The 22,420-nt window shown below is 35.6% G+C and carries 19 protein-coding genes and 4 tRNA genes; 11 read left to right on the top strand and 12 right to left on the bottom strand.

Going from position 1 to position 22,420, the window contains the following annotated elements:
* Positions 1 to 62 precede the first annotated feature (62 nt).
* The 5 genes from CG11_RS13120 to raiA form a co-directional block, all read right to left on the bottom strand.
* A tRNA-Thr gene (locus CG11_RS13120) sits at positions 63 to 134 on the bottom strand.
* Between the two features lie 79 nt (positions 135 to 213).
* A tRNA-Gly gene (locus CG11_RS13115) sits at positions 214 to 286 on the bottom strand.
* Positions 287 to 307: 21 nt separating this feature from the next.
* Positions 308 to 390, bottom strand: a tRNA-Tyr gene (locus tag CG11_RS13110).
* A 51-nt stretch (positions 391 to 441) separates the two neighbouring features.
* A tRNA-Thr gene (locus CG11_RS13105) sits at positions 442 to 515 on the bottom strand.
* A 126-nt stretch (positions 516 to 641) separates the two neighbouring features.
* Complete coding sequence (gene raiA / locus CG11_RS13100) at positions 642 to 938, bottom strand: ribosome-associated translation inhibitor RaiA (protein ID WP_052596875.1); 297 nt, start codon at positions 936 to 938, stop codon at positions 642 to 644.
* Positions 939 to 1,460: 522 nt separating this feature from the next.
* Here raiA and lptC point away from each other — a divergent pair.
* Positions 1,461 to 2,030, top strand: a complete 570-nt coding sequence (gene lptC, locus CG11_RS13095) for an LPS export ABC transporter periplasmic protein LptC (protein ID WP_052596874.1) — start codon at positions 1,461 to 1,463, stop codon at positions 2,028 to 2,030.
* Positions 2,031 to 2,049: 19 nt separating this feature from the next.
* On the opposite strand, the gene CG11_RS13090 is transcribed toward lptC, so the two are convergent.
* Positions 2,050 to 3,234: an N-acetylmuramoyl-L-alanine amidase gene (locus tag CG11_RS13090; protein ID WP_081909547.1), complete on the bottom strand. Its 1,185-nt coding sequence runs from the start codon at positions 3,232 to 3,234 to the stop codon at positions 2,050 to 2,052.
* A 474-nt stretch (positions 3,235 to 3,708) separates the two neighbouring features.
* On the opposite strand from CG11_RS13090, the gene CG11_RS13085 reads away from it, so the two are divergent.
* The 3 genes from CG11_RS13085 to CG11_RS13075 all read left to right on the top strand — a co-directional run bounded on the left by CG11_RS13085 (position 3,709) and on the right by CG11_RS13075 (position 6,684).
* Entirely contained in the window at positions 3,709 to 4,677 is a 969-nt protein-coding gene (locus CG11_RS13085) for a DUF368 domain-containing protein (protein WP_052596872.1), read from the top strand.
* A gap of 1 nt (position 4,678) precedes the next feature.
* Positions 4,679 to 5,434, top strand: coding sequence for a shikimate dehydrogenase (locus CG11_RS13080; protein ID WP_052596870.1), 756 nt, complete (start codon positions 4,679 to 4,681; stop codon positions 5,432 to 5,434).
* A 77-nt stretch (positions 5,435 to 5,511) separates the two neighbouring features.
* Positions 5,512 to 6,684: a proline dehydrogenase family protein gene (locus tag CG11_RS13075; protein ID WP_052596869.1), complete on the top strand. Its 1,173-nt coding sequence runs from the start codon at positions 5,512 to 5,514 to the stop codon at positions 6,682 to 6,684.
* 17 nt (positions 6,685 to 6,701) lie between these two features.
* Here CG11_RS13075 and CG11_RS13070 read toward each other — a convergent pair whose 3' ends face one another.
* Positions 6,702 to 6,974, bottom strand: coding sequence for a hypothetical protein (locus CG11_RS13070; protein ID WP_052596867.1), 273 nt, complete (start codon positions 6,972 to 6,974; stop codon positions 6,702 to 6,704).
* A gap of 370 nt (positions 6,975 to 7,344) precedes the next feature.
* Here CG11_RS13070 and CG11_RS13065 point away from each other — a divergent pair, with 370 nt between their 5' ends.
* Entirely contained in the window at positions 7,345 to 7,977 is a 633-nt protein-coding gene (locus CG11_RS13065; protein ID WP_052596865.1) for an outer membrane beta-barrel protein, read from the top strand.
* 78 nt (positions 7,978 to 8,055) lie between these two features.
* Here CG11_RS13065 and lysS read toward each other — a convergent pair whose 3' ends face one another.
* Positions 8,056 to 9,639: a lysine--tRNA ligase gene (gene lysS, locus CG11_RS13060; protein ID WP_368667159.1), complete on the bottom strand. Its 1,584-nt coding sequence runs from the start codon at positions 9,637 to 9,639 to the stop codon at positions 8,056 to 8,058.
* Between the two features lie 638 nt (positions 9,640 to 10,277).
* Between lysS and CG11_RS13055 the strand changes: the two genes are divergently transcribed.
* The 3 genes from CG11_RS13055 (at position 10,278) to CG11_RS13045 (ending at position 14,417) form a co-directional block, all read left to right on the top strand.
* Positions 10,278 to 12,116, top strand: a complete 1,839-nt coding sequence (locus CG11_RS13055) for a S9 family peptidase (RefSeq protein WP_052597066.1) — start codon at positions 10,278 to 10,280, stop codon at positions 12,114 to 12,116.
* 79 nt (positions 12,117 to 12,195) lie between these two features.
* Positions 12,196 to 13,533, top strand: coding sequence for a membrane dipeptidase (locus CG11_RS13050; protein ID WP_052596863.1), 1,338 nt, complete (start codon positions 12,196 to 12,198; stop codon positions 13,531 to 13,533).
* 215 nt (positions 13,534 to 13,748) lie between these two features.
* Entirely contained in the window at positions 13,749 to 14,417 is a 669-nt protein-coding gene (locus CG11_RS13045) for a hypothetical protein (protein ID WP_052596861.1), read from the top strand.
* 148 nt (positions 14,418 to 14,565) lie between these two features.
* Here the strand turns inward: CG11_RS13045 and CG11_RS13040 are convergent, their stop codons facing one another.
* The 4 genes from CG11_RS13040 to CG11_RS13025 form a co-directional block, all read right to left on the bottom strand.
* Positions 14,566 to 16,392, bottom strand: a complete 1,827-nt coding sequence (locus CG11_RS13040) for a family 16 glycosylhydrolase (RefSeq protein ID WP_052596859.1) — start codon at positions 16,390 to 16,392, stop codon at positions 14,566 to 14,568.
* A gap of 144 nt (positions 16,393 to 16,536) precedes the next feature.
* Entirely contained in the window at positions 16,537 to 17,604 is a 1,068-nt protein-coding gene (serC, locus tag CG11_RS13035; protein ID WP_052597064.1) for a 3-phosphoserine/phosphohydroxythreonine transaminase, read from the bottom strand.
* A 73-nt stretch (positions 17,605 to 17,677) separates the two neighbouring features.
* Positions 17,678 to 18,487 (bottom strand): hypothetical protein, encoded by an 810-nt coding sequence (locus CG11_RS13030; protein WP_052596857.1) that lies wholly within the window; start codon positions 18,485 to 18,487, stop codon positions 17,678 to 17,680.
* A gap of 192 nt (positions 18,488 to 18,679) precedes the next feature.
* Entirely contained in the window at positions 18,680 to 19,438 is a 759-nt protein-coding gene (locus CG11_RS13025) for a glycosyltransferase family 2 protein (protein WP_231512796.1), read from the bottom strand.
* A gap of 404 nt (positions 19,439 to 19,842) precedes the next feature.
* Between CG11_RS13025 and CG11_RS13020 the strand changes: the two genes are divergently transcribed.
* The 3 genes from CG11_RS13020 to CG11_RS13010 are packed head-to-tail and all read left to right on the top strand — an operon-like array spanning position 19,843 to position 22,377.
* On the top strand, positions 19,843 to 21,090 hold the full coding sequence (locus CG11_RS13020; RefSeq protein ID WP_052596855.1) for a hemolysin family protein: 1,248 nt from the start codon (positions 19,843 to 19,845) through the stop codon (positions 21,088 to 21,090).
* Positions 21,091 to 21,146: 56 nt separating this feature from the next.
* Positions 21,147 to 21,560, top strand: coding sequence for a YbjN domain-containing protein (locus CG11_RS13015; RefSeq protein ID WP_052596854.1), 414 nt, complete (start codon positions 21,147 to 21,149; stop codon positions 21,558 to 21,560).
* Positions 21,561 to 21,600: 40 nt separating this feature from the next.
* Positions 21,601 to 22,377: a PspA/IM30 family protein gene (locus tag CG11_RS13010; RefSeq protein ID WP_052596853.1), complete on the top strand. Its 777-nt coding sequence runs from the start codon at positions 21,601 to 21,603 to the stop codon at positions 22,375 to 22,377.
* The last annotated feature ends 43 nt before the right edge of the window (positions 22,378 to 22,420 follow it).

Here is a 22,420-nt window from a genome sequence, read left to right as displayed (position 1 = left end):
TTAAAAAGTTTTAAAATATATTTTTTGAAAAATAGAAATACTACTTTTCTGCCAAGTTGTCGAGCCAACGAGCAGAATTGAACTGCCGACCCCCACCTTACCAAGGTGGTGCTCTACCCCTGAGCTACGTTGGCAAAATTGTCAAAAAGTTAATATTCTCAATTATAAACAAATAAAGGGAATGAACCATTCCCTTTTTTACATTTATACTTGAGCGGGAGACGAGACTCGAACCCGCGACCGTTAGCTTGGAAGGCTAATGCTCTACCAACTGAGCTACTCCCGCTTATATAAAAATGAATTTTTGTGGGGGTGGTAGGACTCGAACCTACTCAGACATAGTCACCAGATTTACAGTCTGGCCCGGCTCTCCAACTCCGGCGCACCCCCATTCAACGGATATTATTCCTGTTGAAAAATTCTTGTATATTTTCTTAAAAGAGCCGATGGAGGGACTCGAACCCACGACCTGCTGATTACAAATCAGCTGCTCTAGCCAGCTGAGCTACATCGGCTTAAAAAAAAGGTTATACACTGCCTTTCTTAGAACTATTAGAAGAAGTTGTTCCCTCTAAGCGAATGCAAATATACAGCCTTTTTTTTATTCTCCAAATTTTTTCAAAAAAAAACTTACTTTTTTTTTAATTATTTTTTTTGTCCTTGTACTTGATCAACTGTCGGCGCAACGATGAAGCGCCCAAATCTACGGACTCTTCAAAGGATTTACTAGTCTCTTTAACTACTAAAGTAGAGCCTGGAACTTTTAATTTTATTTCCGCTACTTTATCTTGTACCTGCCCCGTTTTTTCTAATTTCAGGAAAACATCTGTGCTAACAATGTTATCATAGAATGTTTCTAGTTTGCCTAATTTCTTATCAATAAACTCTATCAACTTAGTGTCTGCATCGAAATTAACTGCTTGCGTGCGAATTTCCATAGGCTATTTATTTTTTTAATTCGTAAATCTTTTTCATTATTAAAACAAAAAGAACAAATGCCTAGTTCAATCTTTTTGTTCTATTATTATATCCTTAAGTATTCTTAAAAATCTTATTGTAGCTAAACAGCTATTAAACAGATTTTTAATCTTGAACTTTTTCTTTTCTTTTGTGCTACTTTAACATTTCAGGTTAAAAACTAGAATATTCATACACTCTAAAATGTCTCCGCCTTGAATAAAACAGAACAGGTTTCTTCTGTTATTAGTTCCGTATAAACTTAATATTTAATGTCTATAATTCCAAATTAAGTTCCTTCTATTTTTTTATTAAATTAACAATTTAGAAACCAATCTGCTCCTTATGTTATCAGAATAATAAAATCTGATAAAATCATTCTAAAAAGGCTATCTTTGACATTAGCTAGTACACTATCGGCTAAGGCATAAAACGCTTATCTCAATAGAGTACTTCTAACTATCAATTTGATTTTTCATTTAGGAATAAATAAAAAACGTGCAATGAACTGGTTTGTGTTAAGGTGGATCCCTATTCTTTTCTTGTTTATAGTCATTATTGCCTGTTCGGGCGATCAGGTCAAAGATTTAGAAGATATTCAACTTCAGGATGCCGTAGGAATTGAACGCGCAGAAGGAGTAGAATTATTGTATAGCGACTCTGCTGTCGTTCGAGTAGCCATTCATGCTCCAGTACTTTTGCGTTATATTGCGCGAGACACTCCCAAGCAAATATTTCCGCAAGGTGTTGATGCTGATTTCTATAACGAACAACATATTCAAACCAGTAAAATGATTGCTAATTATGCGGAACAATTTCAAAAAGAACGAAAAGTCTATTTGCAGGATAGTGTTCGAATTTGGAACAATAAAAATGAACTACTAGAAACAGATGAACTGTTATGGGATGAGCCTGCTGAACAAATTTCGTCTACTCAGTATGTAAAAATTACGACACCAACTCAAATTATAGAGGGAATAGGTTTTAAATCCAATTTGGAATTTACCAATTGGGAAATCTACCAAGTACACGGAATTATTGAGCAAAAAAACATGGTTGATAGCCCTTTTTAATTCTTTTTTTAGGGTAAGATTAGTAATCTTTCAACAAGCCTTCCTCTAACCAATCTGCTAATGCTTGTCGGTTGCTAGGATACAAAATCCTTTTTTGATCTCTTGGATTTTGAATGTTTCCAACTTCTATAAAAACAGGCAATGGTTTTACTTCTCGAAGCATATGCAAATCTCTGGGTGTCACTGTTCCGTGATATTCTCCTGATTTTCGATTAACAGCATATTTCTTCTTCATTGTTAGATGCAGTTTTGACGCCAAGGCTTTGCCTGCTTGACTAGTAGGGTAATAATAAAAAAATAAATCAATCCGCTTAGATTTTACCCTAGAATCAACATGTAGTTCAATGAGTCGTTGATACTCTATCCCTCTTCTTCTGTTTTGTTCATACAGTTCGTTGACAATAGTAGAACGCTGCTCCAAACGAGGTTTTTGAGATACAGGAATAACGTCATTAGGCCAACAACGTTCGTCCATATCTGGTTTTAAATACTCCAAGTTTCTAATGCCATCGTTTTTGTCTCTCACAATAAAATAAACAATTGCCCCGTGCTCTATTAAATTGCGTGCTAAGCGCAAAGAGATATCATAAGAATACTCGTCTTCACAGATGTATTTTCCGTTGTATTTCGCCATTGCACCTGGATCAGGACCTCCATGCCCTGCCACGATGTAGTAAACAGCTCCAGCTAGTTTGTCGTCTTTTAGAGGGACATGAGCATATTTTTCTCCAAAAATTGGAAAATTACGATTCTTAGGAACAAACTTAGACACATCCAAAGGGCAATATTTCATGTGATGAGGCACCCATAGTTCTCGTGTTCCACGCCTAAAATCACTTGCTTTGTATCCCAATTCTACCATCAAATCATTGTAGCGCTCGATTTGTTTGGCACTTTGCCAATCCTTGATGTTGGCCGTTGAACGGATGGACTTTTGGTTGTAATAATATTTACGAATCGGCAACTTATAGGTTTTTCCCAACTTTAGGCTAGAATTTTTTTTCAAACCATTGAGTTTGCAAAACTGCTCTAGGCAACAATCGCTACGATCTAAATGATAACGCCCCAACAAGACATAAATGCCATCTCCTTTTTGGGCTACAGCTTTAATGTATTCCCTTTTGGACTGACCAAATGACTGTTCTACAATTGTAAATGAGCAAAAAGAAAGGAAGAAAAATATATAGAGGTATTTACTAGACATTTTAAAAATAGATGAGGATGTTAGAGTTATTGATGTTGTATAAATTTTCTGTAATTTGTTTATGCAGCAATAGTTTTAGAGCAAATTTAATTATCCTAACTAATCGCTCATTTTCAATACGATTGCATTTCTAAACAACTCTTAACGGAAAAATAGGTGCCAAATTGCAAAATTAAGGATTTATATAGACTTGTGCAGAAATAATTCTAAATAAATTTAGAATCCCTAAAAAATTTGAGCCTATTTCTATGCAAGAATTTCAGGGTTCGCTACATTTGTGCTGCTATCTTTTATAGAATCTTTATAATGTACTAATTATTAATACTTATTTCACGATTGTTAAGGCTTAAAATGGATGATGCATTTAGGTTTAGTTAAAAATATTTTGTCCCTCCAACCAAACAATCCATTATTAAAATGATGTACCTCAAATATTCTTAAAAGAATTTCAATTTATACGAAAATAAGTCAATAATGGATAACAAAGAACCTCTATTAGATCAACCTTCAACGGAAGCACCTATTAATTTCATAGAGTATGTATTTATTTTTTTTAGAGGTCTTGCCATGGGAGCAGCGGACGTAGTTCCAGGCGTTTCTGGAGGAACTATTGCTTTTATAACAGGCATTTATGAGCGTTTGTTGAATGCCATTAAGTCGATTAATCCTACTGCCCTAACATTACTATTTAAAAAAGGAATTCCTGCGGCATGGAAGCACATTGATGGCAATTTTTTAGCAGCACTTTTTGCAGGCATTATAGTTAGTTTATTTTCTTTGTCTAAGATGTTAAAAATGTGCTTAGAATATTACCCACAACTCCTTTGGGCATTTTTCTTTGGTTTAATCATCGCTTCTAGTATTTACATTTTCCGTCAAGTCTCACAATGGAATATCTCTGCTATCTTAGGTGTACTTATTGGAGGGGTCATTGCCTATACCATTACCATACTAGCTCCTTCTGAAGCTCCGACAGCTTATTGGATGGTTTTTCTAGCTGGAGCTATTGCGATTTCGGCAATGATTCTGCCAGGTATTTCGGGAAGTTTTATTTTGCTTTTGATGGGAATGTACAAGCACGTTTTGAATGCCGCCACAGAAATGAATATTGTTTTCTTACTGATTTTTATGATGGGGTGTATCATTGGGTTGTTGTTATTCTCTCACTTACTTTCTTGGACATTCAAAAACTATGAAAACACCACATTAGCAGTTTTATCTGGTTTTATGGTTGGTTCTCTAAATAAAGTTTGGCCTTGGCAAAATGTTGTAAAAACAAGAATGAACAGCCACGGCGAGGAAGTTCCTTGGTTGATGGAAAATGTATCACCAAACAACTATGCTGGAGAATCCTACCTTGTTTATTGTCTTATTCTTTCTGCTATTGGTTTTTCCATTGTTTTTGTCTTAGAACGCTTGGGCAAACGTTTAAAAGAAGAATAATATGAAAAAATTTGGGCTTATTGGTCGGCATCTTCAACACTCTTTTTCTCCTGCTTATTTTGCTCATAAATTCAAGCAAGCAGCAATTATTGACTGTACGTATGAATTGTTCCCTCTTGCTACGATAAAAGATTTTCCTAAATTATTGCAACGAGAGTCTAATTTGTCGGGTTTAAATGTGACGATTCCTTACAAACAAGCTGTCATTCCTTTTTTGGATCAATTGAGCCCTCAAGCATCTCAAGTAGGCGCTGTAAATACAATTCAGTTTATTGATAACAAGCTTATTGGGCACAATACAGATGTCTATGGTTTCCAGACTTCTTTAGAGCGAAACTTAACCATTCAACAGGCTACTTCAAAAGCATTGATTTTAGGTACAGGAGGTGCTTCTAAAGCTGTTGCCTATGCCCTTCAACAAATGAATATTTCTTATCAGTATGTCTCTAGAGCTAAAGAAAATGCTTTGCGCTATGAGATCCTTTCCCCCGAATTATTACAACAACATTTAATCATCATTAATACCACACCATTAGGTATGGCTCCCAAAGTAGAAACCTGTCCTCTGTTGCCTTATATGGCTCTTGGACAGCAACATATTTTGTTTGATTTGGTTTATAATCCTGAACAAACATTGTTTCTCAAAAAAGGAGCTGCGCAAGGTGCAACAATCCTCAATGGTTTAGAGATGCTACACTTACAAGCAGATCGAGCTTGGGATATTTGGAACAATGGTGAGCATCTTATTCATACGTAACACACAAACGATTTTTTAGTACACAATTAGTCTCTTTTCTAAACAAGAAATAACTATAAACAAGAACGTCTACTATTATGGCTAAAGTTGATTTTTCGGATACAGCTATCGCTTTTGAGCGTAAATCCAATAAAGAGTTAAAACAAACGGCTTGGTTGTTTAAAATGATGAACAACAATTTTTTGGTAAATATTGGTAGTAATATGACCTTATTGGCTTTAAAACTAAGAATGCCTATCAAAGGAATTATAAAGAAAACTATTTTTAAACAATTCTGTGGTGGTGCTACCTTAGACGAATGTAGAAAAAGTATTCAGGAACTAGGTGTATACCAAGTTGCTTCTATCTTGGACTATGGAGCAGAAGGGAAAGAAGATGATGCCGCTTTTGATCTTACCGTTGAAGAATCAGTCAAATCAATTCGTTTTGCTGCCCAACAAGATACCGTGCCTGTTATTAGTTGCAAAGTAACTGGATTGGCTCAAAATGAGTTATTAGAAAAAATGACCGCTCAAAAAACACTTTCCGAAAAAGAAACTGCTCAATATCAAAAAGCACTGGATCGCTTGGATAAGATTTGCAAAGAAGCTTACGACAATAAAGTGGCCTTATTTATTGATGCGGAAGAAAGTTGGATTCAAGATGCTATTGATGACATGACTGATATCATGATGGAGCGTTATAACAAAAAGTATGTAACGATTTACAATACGTTTCAGATGTATCGCCATGATCGACTAGCTTTTCTAAAAAAATCTTTTGCGCTGGCCCAAGAAAAGGGGTATATTTTGGGAGCCAAGCTAGTCCGTGGGGCTTATATGGAAAAAGAACGTCAACGTGCTTCCGACAAAGGGTACCCTTCTCCTATTCAGCCTAATAAAGCGGCGACAGATACAGATTATAATGCTGCTGTTAAATTTTGTGTAGAGAACTACCAACAAATTGCCTCTTGTGTGGCTTCTCATAACGAATACAGCACTCAATACCAACTAGAGCTCATGGAGAAAATGAATATTTCTAAAAAACATACTCATTTTAATTTTTGTCAATTATATGGTATGAGTGATAATTTGACGTTTAACTTAGCCAAAGCAGGGTATAATGTCGCTAAATATATTCCTTTTGGTCCTGTTAAAGATGTGATTCCTTATCTTATCCGTCGAGCACAAGAAAATTCCTCTGTCGATGGTGAAGTTAGTCGAGAATTGGGTATGATTAATAAGGAACTGAGACGTAGAAAGAACGCTTAATAATTATTATTGTTAGTTTATTCAAATATCAAATCTTGATAAAACGTTAAAGTTTCTTGCTCTAAACCCTCAGTAATGACTTCTATTTCGTTTAAAATAGAGAGCAAGCATGTAATTCGGGTATCTGTCTTGTAAAATTTATTAATCACAATTGTTTTACGTTCGTTTACAATACAATACCCCGAATTAAAGTGTCCTTTTTCGTAAATAATCTTATAACCTATTTCTTTAAATAAGTTTTCTAGCTTTTTTAAATTAGTAGAAGTATATTTGAGTTTACTTTTAGCCATCTTTTCTTTTGAAGTTTTGTTTAATCTAATAGTTAGCTGCACTGCTACTTCGTCGTCGTTGAAAAACTTTATCAGTTTAGCTGCGCTGCTACTTCGTGGCACTTCATGAGCACTTTTTAGTTGATAATCAAAAACTTGTACATTTTCAAACTAATATAAATGTGCTTTTTTATCTTTTTAATAAAAAGTAAAAAACTAAGCTTGCCGAGTAGGCTTATGCTAATAGCGCAAAAGCCCAAGGTCATGAGCGTAGCGAACTACTATTAATGTTAATCTAAAACAATAAAAAAAATCACATTCACTTAGTTTACTTTGTGTGTACTGAGAACATGCCAAAATGTTATATTTTTTTCAAAAAAGCAAATTCCCAATGAAATTATCAATAATTATTATTCTGCTACTAGGCAGCTTTGTTCATAACTTATCCGCTCAAACCAAAGAAGAAGAAGGCCGTTTTACAGCTTCTATTGTAGCTGGAGTCAATTTCTCACAAATAGATGGAGACGAGGATGCCGCTTATAGTAAAGTCGGTTTTAATGGTGGTGCTAGAGGGGGCGTACGCTTCGGGGATCGTATGGAACTTTGTACAGAAATTCTTTTTTCTCAAAAAGGCAGTTACGTCAAAGGGATTGACAAAATGTATCACTTGGATTATATAGAAGTACCTGTTCTGTTTTATTATAAAGACTGGGAAGCTCTAGCCAAAAACAACCGCAAATTTATGCGAATCATGGTTGGCGGTGGTTTTTCTTATAGTCGCTTAGTCAATGCTACCATTCGGCAATACGGTAACAAATTGGAAGAAGGGCAGCCTGGTTATGCTAATTTTTTAGCCAATGACCTTATGTTTATGTTAGACGCCAATATCTTTTTTACAAGAAACTTGGGGCTTAATGTGCGCTGGTCTCGTTCTATTTTAACCATTGTAGAAAAGCCCATTCGTCAAAATATCAGTTATGCGATCAATCGTTCTATTATTGTACGGTTGTTATTCAAATTTTAGAATAGCATATGCCTCCAATAAGAAAGTCGCCTTAAAGCAAGTGTTTAAGGCGACTTTTTTTTATTCTTCTATTTAGAATTATTCTTCTACTTCAGCATTAGCTTGTGTAACTTCTGCTTTCATTTGAGGGAAGAACAAAACTTCTTGGATAGAACTATTATTGGTCATCATCATTACCAAACGATCAATGCCAATTCCCAATCCAGATGTTGGAGGCATACCATATTCTAGAGCTCTCAAGAAATCTTCATCAATAACCATCGCTTCGTCATCACCACGTTCAGCCAATGCCAGCTGGTCAACAAAGCGCTCTCTTTGATCAATAGGATCGTTCAACTCCGAATAAGCATTGGCAACTTCTTTTCCGTTGATAAACAACTCAAAGCGCTCTACCAAACCTTCTTTGCTGCGATGTTTTTTAGCCAAAGGAGTCATTTCAATAGGATAATCTGTAATGTAGGTTGGCTGAATTAAATTCGCTTCTACCTTTTCACCAAAAATCTCATCAATTAATTTTCCTTTCCCCATTGTTGGATCTACCTCAATGTGCAAATCTTGACAAACTTGACGCAAGCCAGCCTCATCCATTTGAGAAACATCAATACCCGTATATTTCTCAATCGACTCAAACATTGTCAACTTTTGATAAGGTCCTTTGAAATCTATGGTGTTCTCTCCTACCGAAACGGTTGTTTGACCGTGTAGTTTCATTGCAATTTCCTCTAGCAAATCCTCTACCATTTTCATCATCCAGATATAATCTTTGTAAGAAACATACACCTCCATACAAGTAAACTCTGGATTATGTGTTCTATCCATGCCCTCATTGCGGAACATTTTTCCAATTTCATAGACACCTTCAAAACCACCAACAATCAATCTTTTTAGATACAGTTCATTAGCAATACGCATATACAAAGGCATATCTAAGGTATTGTGGTGTGTTTCGAATGGACGAGCAGCAGCCCCACCGTGAATTGGCTGCAAAATTGGCGTTTCTACTTCCATCCAACCTTTGTTGTCAAAGAAATTGCGCATTGTTTTTAGCAACAACGAACGCTTTACAAAAACATCTTTGACTTCTGGATTAACCGTCAAATCCACATAACGTTGACGATAACGCAATTCTGGGTTGGTAAATCCATCAAAAACATTCCCATTCTCATCTCTTTTGACAATAGGCAATGGTCGCAACGACTTGCTTAAGAAAACAAACTCGTTCACACGAACAGAAATTTCTCCCATTTTAGTCTTAAAAATAGATCCTTTGACGCCTACATAATCTCCTAAGTCCAATAGTTTTTTTACAGCAAGATTATAAAAATCTTTGTCCTCATCAGGACATAGAGCATCTCTTTTGATAAACAATTGGATACGTCCTGTAGAATCTTGTATTTCTGCAAACAACACGGCACCTTTTCCTCTTTTGGCCATAATACGACCTGCCAAAGATACTTCTGCAAATGCTGCTTCATTTTCGTCCTCAAAGTTCTGTTTTATGTCCTTGGCATAGTGGGTTACATCAAACTTCTCTGCTGGATAAGGATTAATTTTTAAATCTAACAATCCTCTCAAATTTTCTAATCTTGCAACATCTTGGTCGTTTAGTTGACGATCTCCAAGTGTTCCCGCAGCAATAATACCATCTATTTTTTGGTGCATTGCTGCCATTTCTGTTTCACTAAATGCCATTTTAAAAACAGTTGTGGTTATGGTTTATCTCTTAGCTATTTATTCTCTAACAACCAATAGATAAACTCGTTATATAAATAAATAAAAATTGTATTGTCATTCTTATATTCTCATAGAACATAACAAGGGGCAAAGATAGTTCAAAATTACAAGAATTAATTCATAAAATTGTGACAAACTTATAAATACACGCAACTTGTACGATGTTCTAATGCTGCTTATCTCCTTCCCTCTCTCCTTATTTTTATTTTTACAACAAAAAAAAGAAAATTATGTTAATTGCCTAGACCTATAAGACAACAAGAACAGAAGCTTTGTTCATCGAAATGCGTCTTGATTTAGTCTAAAAGAGTCTTCTTTTAATTTTTGTATTTTTATTTTGGGTTTAACAAAGAAAAATATGTTAAACAGTGGTTCAGAGCAATGAAAAAAATTACGACAATAGCAGCTTGCGTGACTTTAGTCTTGTCCCACTCTTCTAAAGAAAAATTCAGCTAGCTATGAATTGGAAAGCCATCAATTATTTTTGTAAATTTATATTACTTATAGGAACACTATGCTATTTAAATGCTTGTTTTCCAACAGAACCAACTAATAATAATAGTAATATGACACCCACTATACCTTTGGAGGATTTTTTCAAAAATCCAGAAAAAACAGCTTATACACTTTCTCCCAATGGAGAATACTTTGCTTTTTTGGCACCATACAAAGACCGCAAGAATATCTTTGTTCAAAAAATTGGAGATAAAAGTGCCCACCAAATTACCAAGGTAACCGATCGAGATTTATCAGGTTTTTTCTGGGCGAATGACGAACGGTTGATTTATGTTCGTGATTTTGGTGGTGATGAGAATTATCATTTGTTTTCTGTCACCAAAGATGGGAAAGACAAAAAAGATTTGACTCCATTTGAAAATGTCCGAGTCGATATTATTGATGCTTTGGAAAATGACTCAGAGCATATGATTATAGGAATGAACAAACGCATTCCTCAAGTTTTTGATCCATATAGAATTAATATTAGTACGGGTGAATTAACTGCTTTGGCAGAAAATCCAGGCAATATTTCTAGTTGGATTACGGATCACAATGGTCAATTGCGTATTGCGATTGCAACCGACGGTGTCAACACCTCTGTTTTGTATCGACAAACAGAAGAAGATACCTTTAAGACTATTCTCACTACAAATTTCAAAGAAACAGTTTATCCAATGTACTTTGATTTTGATAACAGTGAAACAGTCTATGCCCTGTCTAATAGAGGCAGAGACAAAACTGCTGTTGTGAAAATGAACATCGCTACAGGGGAAGAATTAGAATTGATTTTTGAACATCCTGAAGTTGATGTTTCTTATATGTCTTATTCTCGTGAACGAAAAGTGCCTACGACCATTTCTTATGTTACGTGGAAACGCCAACACAAATTTGTCGACCAACAAGTCGAAGATTTGTACAAACGTTTGGAGCAAGATTTGGGAGAATATGAGGTTGTGATCACTAGTACGAATAAAACAGAAGACAAATTTGTCATTCGGACCTATAGTGATCGTTCTTTAGGGGCTTATTATTTTTATGATAAAACAAGCGACAAGCTCGAAAAAATTATTGATGTCAGTAGTTGGCTCAAAGAAGATGATTTGGCAGAAATGAAGCCCATCCAATACCAATCAAGAGATGGCTTAACCATTCACGGTTATTTAACGCTGCCTAAAGGTGTCCCTGCAAAGAACTTACCAGTTATTGTTAATCCTCATGGTGGTCCTTGGGCTAGAGATGCCTGGACATTTAATCCAGAAGTTCAGTTTTTAGCCAATAGAGGATACGCTGTTTTGCAGATGAATTTTAGAGGGAGTACAGGCTATGGTCGTGCTTTTTGGGAAGCTTCTTTTCAGCAATGGGGTTTAAAAATGCAAGATGATGTAACAGATGGTGTACAATGGTTGATCCAACAAGGTATTGCCGATCCTTCTAGAGTAGCTATTTATGGAGGTAGTTACGGAGGTTATTGTACATTGGCGGGCATTACCTTTACACCTGACTTGTATGCTTGTGCCATTGACTATGTCGGCGTTTCCAACTTATTTACATTTATGGAAACGATTCCTCCTTACTGGGAAATTTATCTAAAAATGCTCCATGAAATGGTTGGAGATCCTAACAATCCAGTTGATAGTGCTCGCTTGAGAGCAACGTCTCCTGTTTTTCATGTTGACAATATCAAAGCACCACTACTAATTGCTCAAGGTGCAAAAGATCCTAGAGTCAACCAAGATGAATCCGATCAAATGGTTGCTGCCCTAAAAGAAAAAGGCGTTGCTGTAGAGTATATATTAAAAGAAAACGAAGGACATGGTTTCCATAATCAAGAAAATCGTTTTGAGTTTTATAGTAGAATGGAAGACTTTTTAGAAAAACATTTAAGTCTCAAATTTGCTAAAAATTAGTCTTAAGACTAATCTTCATAATATTAAAAGATCAACCCCTAATGGTTGATCTTTTTACGTTTAACAATAAACCAATCATATGCTTTTACTAGCAACAATTTTTACCATTTTCTTTTCTTCGACTTCTTTTAGTCAAACAGACTCTACTGCTCCAATACGTGCTTATATGGACATGCAAATGCACCCAACGATGCACGTCCCCTATAGCTTTTTTGGCGATGGATTCGAATTTTTTGATGATAATGCGCCTCCTCACCTAACGCATCTACATCAATTCAAAAATGTTAATTACGCCAATTATTGGCGTCAAAATCAAGGTGCGCGAATTATTATTGCAGGATCGTTGACTTCCGAATGGGTCAAGAGTCGTAAAAAAGCTCGTAAAATTATCCTTAAACAGTTAAACTATATCAACCAATTTGCTCAAACCCATGCTGAAGATTTTGTAGTCGCGAAAAGCCCTGAAGAGGTTAGACATTATTATCACAATACAAATAAAACGATTATCATACACTCTATAGAAGGCGCTAAACGACTCATCAACAATTTGGAGGATGCCCAATTCTGGGCCAAGCAAGGTGTTGCCTTTATCACATTGATGCATTTAGTAGATTCTGAGTATGGCAGTGCCGCTATACGACCTGGATTTTTTACAACCTTACTTAATTTAAAAGGTGCCTTTAAAGCAAAGAAAAAGCGAAGACTAAAAGACAAAGGGAAACAAGCTATCAAATGGTTGGCTCAAGCGGGTATTATGACCGATTTGACGCACATGGAGCAGCAAACGAGAAAAGATGCCTTAGCTTTTATGAAACAAGAACGCATTCCTCCTATTTCTACGCACGATTGTTTCAAAGCTATTCAAAATACAGCTCGTGCAATTAGTGGATCCGAAATTTTGGACATCTATCGATTAAATGGACTTGTAGCACTGCCTATCAGTGGGGTAGAAATGCAATTGTTCAAAGCTGATTCTTATTATCAACATAAAGAAGATAGTTTAAACAATGCTGGTTGTCATTGTGCAGGTTCTGTCGATTCGTATAAATTTATGTACCAAGAATTGCAACAATATATTGAATCTAATGTTGGAGTTATTGTTGGCGATAGCAGCATTTCTTTTGCAGATTTAAGTGAATCTGAAAAAGTGAATTATGCAATTGGTTTTCAAAGTGATTTTAATGGTTGGTTGAACCATAGTCGCCCTCGTGTTGGCAAGAAAGGTTGCTATCCAATTGATTCTACGCAAACTTATGAACCCATCGAGTTAGAAGGTTTGGCTCACCCTGGTCTATTAGCATCACAATGGAGGTTATTAGAAAAAGAAGGCGTTGATTTGCTCCCGATCCAACGATCATCTGAAAAATTCATACGGCTTTGGGAGTATTTTAGGGCACATAAAGCGACATGGAAATGAGGTTCAAACTTCTTATTTATTGGGCTTAAACCTAATAAAAATAGTTTTTTTGTAAAATTTTGGGGACTAATACTTAGAAAGAGCCAACCAAAACATATAAAATTGCGTTTTATTTAGTAATTTCATCATAGAATTTTTGATGGCTTACTCAATCATATTCAATATTTAACAAAGATATAATTTATTGACAGACCCTTTTCGTTTTCTTTCAACAAATGAGCATAAAATATTCAGAACAGTCTAGAATTTTTAGGGATTTCAGATCAATTCCTTACTCTGACTACTACTATCTTATTCGTTTTTACGAGCAGTATGATCAAGACATTAGTGATCTTCCGTTTGATGAAGGGCTAATTATGTCTTACTACTATGCCAATGCCCTCTTTGAAACTCAAGAATACGACACGCATATCGCAATGTCTAATTATATCTTAGAACAGTCAATCATCCACAACGTGCGTTACATTGATGGTGAAGATGTTTACATGACTGTTTTGCATAAGAAAACCTACTCTCATTTAAAATTAGAAGAAACAGAAACAGCTCAAAATTTAGCAACTCAATTGGTTCGTTTAGATCCTAGTCACTATTTGTATCATATTTTATTGCGTCAATGTTTTTCGGCTAAACGCCCAACATGGATTCGCCCTTTATTGACTATGAGCGCTGTATCAACAATCATGGGAGCTATTGTTACGATTATCTTTTCGTCTTTCTATCTATCCTTACCAGCGCAGGCTATACTAATCCCTTATAGTCTCTTGTTAGTAGCTATGATTGGGTTAACAGCTACTGCTTGGGGTTATTACAAATATATAATGGCTCCTGTTAGAAAAATTCTAAAACAAGCGCAAATCGACAAGGCAAACAATCAAGAAATTTAATACATCTATTGGTTGATATAATTTAGCCCTTTTGATAAAAGGGCTAAACACAATCGCTCTATATGCTCATTGCTATAGGTAAAAATCATTACGGATCAAAATTTACCTTATTAGCTTTTTTCAATTATTAGTTATGCTGTTCCTTTTATTATTCAATGGAAATATATCGGATGTGCGTAAATCTATCGTCTGGTAAAAATGGGATGCCATTTTGTGCATAATAGGTACCATCTTGATAGATAGGACTACCAATCCACAAGAAGCAGTACTCGTCTGGGATTTTAGCCATTCTCCAATCTATTTTAGCTACTTCCTTTCCGTCCACTCGGTAACTTACATTATGAGGCGTCCAAATCATTTCATACAAATGATATTGCTCAAAGAAATCTTGGCGCAAGAGTTTTTCTCCTGGATAGTTTAATTGTCTATTGTTTAGTCGATCTACATGAAGTACACCATCCAATGTCTTTTTCTCTCCTGGTTTTACTAGAACGTCCGCATCTCTCATATAATCGACAATAGAATAGTTGATTGCAGAACCTCCGCCCCAGTTTTCATCATAAATTTTAGACCAAATTTCAATATCAATTTCATAAGGTTGTTTTCCCTTATCGTTGACCATATAAGCATAAGGATGCCCAGGAATAGGATCTGCGGAAGGATGTCTAAATTGGTACAACCACAAATTGTGCACAATTCCAGTTGGTGTGTGTGTTTCCTTGTTTCTTAATTGAGAAAACTTTGCCACCACCTTAACTGTTCCATACATAAAGCTAGGACCAAATTTCACCTCTCCCCATGTTTTGTGCTTGTGTTCGGGGGTAGAACCAGGGCACCTTAAGTAAATGCCATTCTCATCAATACGAACATTTTCTTTTCGGTTGCCATAAGCTGCCTTGATCCAAGGTGCTTTGCTAATATGCCCTTTGAAGTAATCATCGGGTTCCCACTCGTTAGCAATTACATCTCTAAAATACCCTGTACAAGTATCACAAAGTGGTTTTTCATCTCGATCACTTAATATGTAAAGTGTTCCTGGTGTATAAATATTATCCCCATCAAATGTTTCCATCAACGTGACAAACTTAAAGTGCGTGGATGCAATGTGTGCAACTTTGTTCAATACAGAAATATCTCCTTTGAGACGTTTTGTTTGAAAATAAGCAAAAGGATTGATGCTTGCATAATCTACCCTTTCTTGCACCAAGGGATCGTTCTCTTCTTCAGAAACCCAAAGCATGAATTCATAAGCACCTGGACGGGCGGGACCATAAAATCGCTTGGCAACCTTTTCCGTTCCCTTAGGATCTTGTCCTATAATATATTCCAAGTAAACTTCTTTCTCTTCTCCTGGTGCTAAGGTAACTGTTTGAAGGTTGGTACCTCCATAATAATTTTGCAAGTGTCCTTGGTGCGTAAAATTACCATCTGCCGTTGTTGGAAACCAGTAAGACGTGTTCTGAAAAAACATTCGACAACGAACCGTTTTTTCTTCTTGGCTTTTGTTGATTAAAACAGCTCTTGCTTTGGTTTTGGCATTAGGACCATACTCACAAGGACTCGGATAGGCTACATCAGCATATCGAAAGGCATGTGGCTCGTACTCACAATTATATTTATGTATGTATTGGTATTGTTTGGCTGTGTCCAAATTGAGGGGAAAGAAATGTGCTTCTAAATCTTCCCGAATCAACATAGTTGAGTTGTTAGGCAAGGTAGATGCAGGCTTAAAATGCTTATAAGCCTCTGGCGAAACCAAGGTCACTCCTTCTTCATTGACATAATTAGTGTCTTTTTGAAATAAGTGCGAAAACTTTTCCCACCCCGATTGATAACTGTCTGGAATAGAAAATCCATTATAATAAACCTTTACTGCTTTCTTTGTCTCCGAAGATTCATTTTTTTTAGATTGACAAGCAACTAAAAAAAGTAAAATACCAATTGTGAATACACTATACTTTGTAGAATACAACATGCTCTAATCTTTACAAAAAAATTGAGCTGCTAACTCGATACTTTCGTACGTTAGCAACTCAATTAAGTAACTGTCAAAATATCCTCGTGTTGCTTGATGTGCACGACTTTATTTATCGGTTAGCTTAAATAAACTTTATTTATATTATTCTGGTTTAAAATTTTTCATCAAATCTACCAAATATTCTACACTTTCAATTGGCATTGCATTATAAATAGAGGCGCGGAAGCCACCTACCGAACGATGTCCTTTGATGCCAGAAACTCCATTGGCAGCACAATACTCTAAAAAGGCAGCTTCATGAGCAGCATTGTTAGCCACAAAGGTTACATTCATACTAGAACGATCCTCTACAGCTGCTGTTCCTTTAAAAAATGGATTCCGATCTATTTCGGCATATAACAAATCCGCTTTTTGCTTATTCTTAGCTTCTACAGCTTTGATTCCACCTTGCCCTTGCAACCATCTAAGTGTCAGCAAGCAAACATATATTGGATAAACTGGAGGGGTATTAAAAGAAGAATCTTTTTTGATGTGTGTGCGATAATCCAACATGGTTGGAATTTCACGATTTACCTTACCCAAAATATCTTTTTTCACAATCACCAAAGTTGTCCCAGCAGGACCAAGATTTTTTTGAGCACCAGCATAAATCAACCCAAATTGAGTGGCATCAAATTCGTGACTAAAAATATCTGAAGACATATCTGCTACCAATATAGCATCGTCTACTTTAGGAAAATCCTTATACTGTGTTCCGTAAATCGTATTGTTACTCGTAATGTGTACATATTTTGTACCTGAAGGAATCGACCAATCTTTAGGGATATAATTGTAATTAGCATCCTTAGAAGAAGCCAATACATCTACATTTCCAAAATGAGGGACTTCTTTGATTGCCTTTGCAGACCAAACCCCAGTATCTACATAACAAGCTGTTTCTCCTTGATTCAACAAGTTCATAGCTACCATAAAAAACTGAGAACTCGCTCCTCCTGTCAAGAATAAAACAGCATAATCATCGTTTAGGTGCAACAAGTCTTTTACCAACTGCTGCGCTTCATCCATGACCGCTACGATTTCCTTGCTTCGATGCGAAACTTCAAGGATGGACAATCCTAAATTTTCAAAATTTTCAACAGCTTTAGCTGCTTCATTTAATACAACTTGAGGCAAAATCGCAGGTCCTGCACTAAAATTGTGGATTTTCATGATCGATTGTTTTTTGGCTGGAAATACATCATTTGTCAATGTTTTCCAAGTTTAAATAGGTTGTTTGATTCTATTACTTATTTTGGTAATAATCATATTTATAGACAACGTGTTCTGCTAATTGTTTCCCTTTATTAATATAAACAGAATACAGTGTCGCATTTTCAGTATATTCGTATACTTCTTTTAGCTGCAACTCATTGTCTGGATTGTATGTTTCCTTTGTCAAAATACGCCCATCTTCATCTCTTTCATAAATGATGCTTCGCACCAAAGGTCCTGAAGTTTTATACTCTGTATAAGCTTTAGGAAGAGCATTAGCATCTAAATCAATCGCTCCAATTGTGTTTTCATCATCAATATAATCCGTATACGATTCACGAATTGAATTTTGTGCTTTATTATAAGTATAATCTATAGCAAAGATAATTTCATTAAGAGCATTAAAGTAAATTTCTCTACTTTTTTGACCTTTTTCGTAAGCAATTTTAAGTTTATCTTTCAATTTCCCATCGGTACTATACTGTATACGTTCTAGCAAATGTCCATCATCGTTATAAATTTCGGTTTCACTTTTAACTTTTGTTCCATCTGATAACTTCCAATAGGTCTCACGACCGTTGAGTGTGTATTCAAAGAAGTACTCATAGGCAATAGAACCATCTTCCTTGTAGGTCGTCGTTTTAGTCTTTTTGCCTTGATCATCGTATTCTGTTTTTCTTAAAACACTTCCACTAGTAGCAGGAACATTATTTTCTACAGTATATGCCCAGCAAGTTTCTGTTTTTAAGACTTCTGTTTCTGATTGTGCTAAAGTAATGTTAGAATAAATACAAAAGAGGATGCTGACAACAGCAGTTATTGGGAATGATAAGTAATACATGTGTTGTAAATTTTAAAATTGGGACAAAATTCAATTGGGTTGGATTTGTGCAAAGTTATTCTATAGTGAATACTATTTTGGGATCTATTTTGTTCAAAAATTCTCTTATAAGTCTTTGATTCGTAGTAAAATTTCCACTAAAGTACACTTTTTGTCAAAAATTTTCCACAAAAACACGAATCCATTACGCTTTTAACGTCTTTCTTCTAATAATTCCTTGATTTTAGCATACCTCAAAAAAACACCCCATGCCATTATCACACAAAAAATAAATCCAGCCTGACCATCCCAAAAACCTCGTTTTAAGATGTATTGGCTAAAGAATCGTCCAACGGGTTTGACAAAAAGGTGCCAACTTGTTACTCGTTTTACATTTGGTAAATGATCTTGTGCCGACCACAATGCATAGCGTTCGTTTTTAGCTAAAAAATGCGCTAGATTTTTATACGTATGGTGTTCCAACTTATGATTCAAAAAACCAATACTCCCAGAACTTTCTATTTCTTCGTGTACTTGTTTGTTATTATAAGCACACAAATCTCGCTGAATCAATCGAATTACTTTATCTCTTTGCAAACCACAATACTTGATTTTTTTTCCCATAAAATAATTCTGACGATAGATCCAGTACCCAGCATGCTCCAACACAGGTTGGGTTACAATTTCCTTCAATTCATTCATTAAAGGCGTTGTCAAACGCTCGTCAGCATCTAAAATTAAGACCCAATTATGGCTCGCTTGGTCAATTGCCCAATTTTTTTGATCTGCTGGTCCTATGTACGTTCGCTGCACCAATTTGGCTGTTGTCTGTTGTACTAGCTCAACCGTAGCATCCGTGCTAAACGAATCCACCACAATTACCTCATCTGCCCAAGTCACCTGCTTTAATAGGTCAGCAATGTGCTCTTCTTCGTTGTAGGTGGGAATGATTACAGTTAGTGGCAACTTCACAAATAGATGGTTTAAAAATGAATAAATGAAACATTTTTCTTAAAACAAAACCATTTGGTTTTCTATTTCAAAGGTATAAAATCTTTGAATAGTATTTTATTTCTAGACAGGAAACAAAATCAGTCTCGCTAATGTTATTTAACTAATCATTTTTATTGTTATATTGCTTGTTAATAGTCTACTTAAACCACGTAGTAGCAATACAATTAATTACTAATTATTTAAAATGAGTAATCGTTCAAAAAAATAACAAGCATCACGAAATAGCTACACAGCTAAAACAGCCTTATTTTGGTTATTATTTTTCTGACCACTTACTTAAAAGATTATAATAGTCCTTGAAGATCTAAAACAGTTGACACAACAAACAATAGTTCAAGGACAACTAATAGATATAACATACTATGTTATTAGAATTTTTGATCATTCTTATTTTTCTTTTCTCTTCAGGATTTTTTTCGGGAATAGAAATTGCTTTTATTTCTGCCGACCGCCTGAGAGTAGAGGTAGAACGCAAAAAAGGCAACAAAAGAGGGCGGTATTTAGCCAATTTTTTGGACAACCCTTCTGAGTTTTTAGGCACCACTCTCGTTGGCAACAACATTGTATTGGTCGTACTCAGTATTTTGGCAGGCAATTTTTTGCTCACGCATTTTGGTATTAATAGTGATACTTTTGTTGGTACTATTCAAGCCACTTTAATCACAACAATCATTGTTTTGATTTTTGGGGAATTTTTGCCTAAAGTATCCTTTCAAATCAACCCAACAGGGATTTTATTCTTCTTCACTTACCCCTTGGTTTTGGTTCAAACCTTGCTAAAACCTCTAGTATGGGTCATGATTAAAACTTCGAATGCTCTAATTGAAAAGGTCTTTCGAATTTCTACAGAGTCGACCGAACAAGTTTTTACCCGCTTGGACTTAGACCACTTTATTAGTAGCATCAACACCGAGGACGAAGAAATTGATACAACACTCTTCCAAAATGCACTGTATATTCATACGGTAAAGGTAAGAGATTGTATGATTCCTAGAAATGAAATACAAGGCATTGAAATTAATGAAAGTATTGAGGCATTGCAAGAATTATTTGTGAGCACTAGGCTTTCTAGACTGTTGGTCTACAACGAAAGTATTGATTATATAGAGGGCTATGTCCATCATCAACGATTGTTTGATAACCCCAAATCTATTCGAGAGATTTTGTGGAAGATACCTATGGTGCACGAATTTACCCCTGTACAAGATGTTATGAATCGCCTTATTAAGGAAAAACTCAATTTGGCTTGGGTAGTTGATGAACGTGGAGGAACAGCAGGAATTGTGGCCTTAGAAGATATTTTGGAAGAGATTTTTGGTGAGATTGCAGACGAGCATGATATGGATGTTCCTGATTTAAAAATTAGTGACAATGAGTTTGTATTCTCTGGAAGAAGTGAAATAGATACGGTCAACGAAGAATATGAATTAGACATCCCAGAAAGCGATGAATACCACACTCTATCAGGTCTTATTGTTTTTGCAAAAGAAGACATTCCTGAACAAGGAGAAAAAGTAATTCTAAAAAATTATCAATTTGTTGCAGAAGAAGTTAGCAATACTAAAATTGAAAAAGTTCGTGTCATTCGATTGCCCGAAGAAACAATGTAAACATACTTTCAAGCAACCCTTACTCTATTTATTCCAAACATTTAAATCTGATCTACATGAGTTATTTTGAAAAAGTCAAAGAACTAGTCTTAACACTAGAATATGATATCGTACACGAAGAGATTGAAACAGGTATCTTAATTATCAACAAAGAAAGTAGAGGTATTTGTGAAATGATTTTGGATTGTGAAGATGACGTTTTGGTAATGGAACAAATTATCTTTCCAGTAAAGGAGGATAATCCTGAGCATTACAAAAAATTGCTGCAAATGAACCGCTCTTTGGTACATGGGGCTTTTGTCTTAACTTCTTCCGAAGATTTTAATATCATTGCATTTAGAGATACATTGCAATTGGAAAACCTAGATCAAAATGAATTAGAGGCATCCTTAAATGCACTAACATTTGCTTTAGTTGAGAATATGGATGACTTATTAAGCATCTCTGGACAAGCTGAAAAAACAGTTTAAGGAAGTTGATTTTATTTGAATAAACTAAAACTATGTCATTATGTGGTCTTTTGTAAAACGTCTTTGGAATATTTTGGTTGGAAACTTGCACGAGGTAGCTGATAAATTTGAGCAGCCAATTACAATGACCAAACAAGGTATCCGAGAATTAGAATCTCAATTAAAAGAAAGCTTAGAATCTTTTGCCCAAGTTCGTGCCGTCGCTATTCGTAGCAAAAATGAAGTGGCTCAAGCAGCTCAAGAAGCTGAAGCCTATAAGAAAAAAGCAATGGCACTGTTGCACAAAGCTCAAAAAGCAGGCAATGCCGAAAATGCAGAACGATTGGCAGCAGAAGCTATGGCACAAAGAGAACAAAAACTTCAGCTGCACAAAACTCATTTAGCAACACAACAGAAATATGAAAAAATGGTGGCTGGTATGAATGCTAAAATTCAACGCCTAAAACGTGAAATTGCAAAATGGAAAAGCGAACTCAAAAGCTTGGAAGCTCGCCAAAAAGCGGCGGCGGCTGGAATGAAAATTAATAAAGCGATGGCAGGAATGGATTCTGGCAAAACATTAGAAATGCTAAACAAAATGAAAGAGCGTGTTGAAAATGACGAGGCATTGGCAGAAGCCTATGGTGAAATGGCGGTTACTTCTAAAAGTATTGATGAAGAAATCGATGCTGCCTTAGAGGGGCATCATGGAACAGATGCTTTGTTGGCACTCAAAGAAGAAATGGGACTCCTTAAAAAGGAGATCGTTGATCTAGACCCCGAAAAAGAAATCATAGAAATTGAAATTGAAGATCAGGATCTTTCTGATTCTATATAGAATCGTATTTGAACAAAAATTTATAAAGCTACTTGATAGAAAT

Origin of the sequence: Aureispira sp. CCB-QB1, from assembly GCF_000724545.1 — a bacterium.
In the GTDB taxonomy this organism is placed as follows: domain Bacteria; phylum Bacteroidota; class Bacteroidia; order Chitinophagales; family Saprospiraceae; genus Aureispira.
Note: the sequence above shows the minus strand (reverse complement) of the source record. Positions and strands in the feature narration are given on the sequence as shown.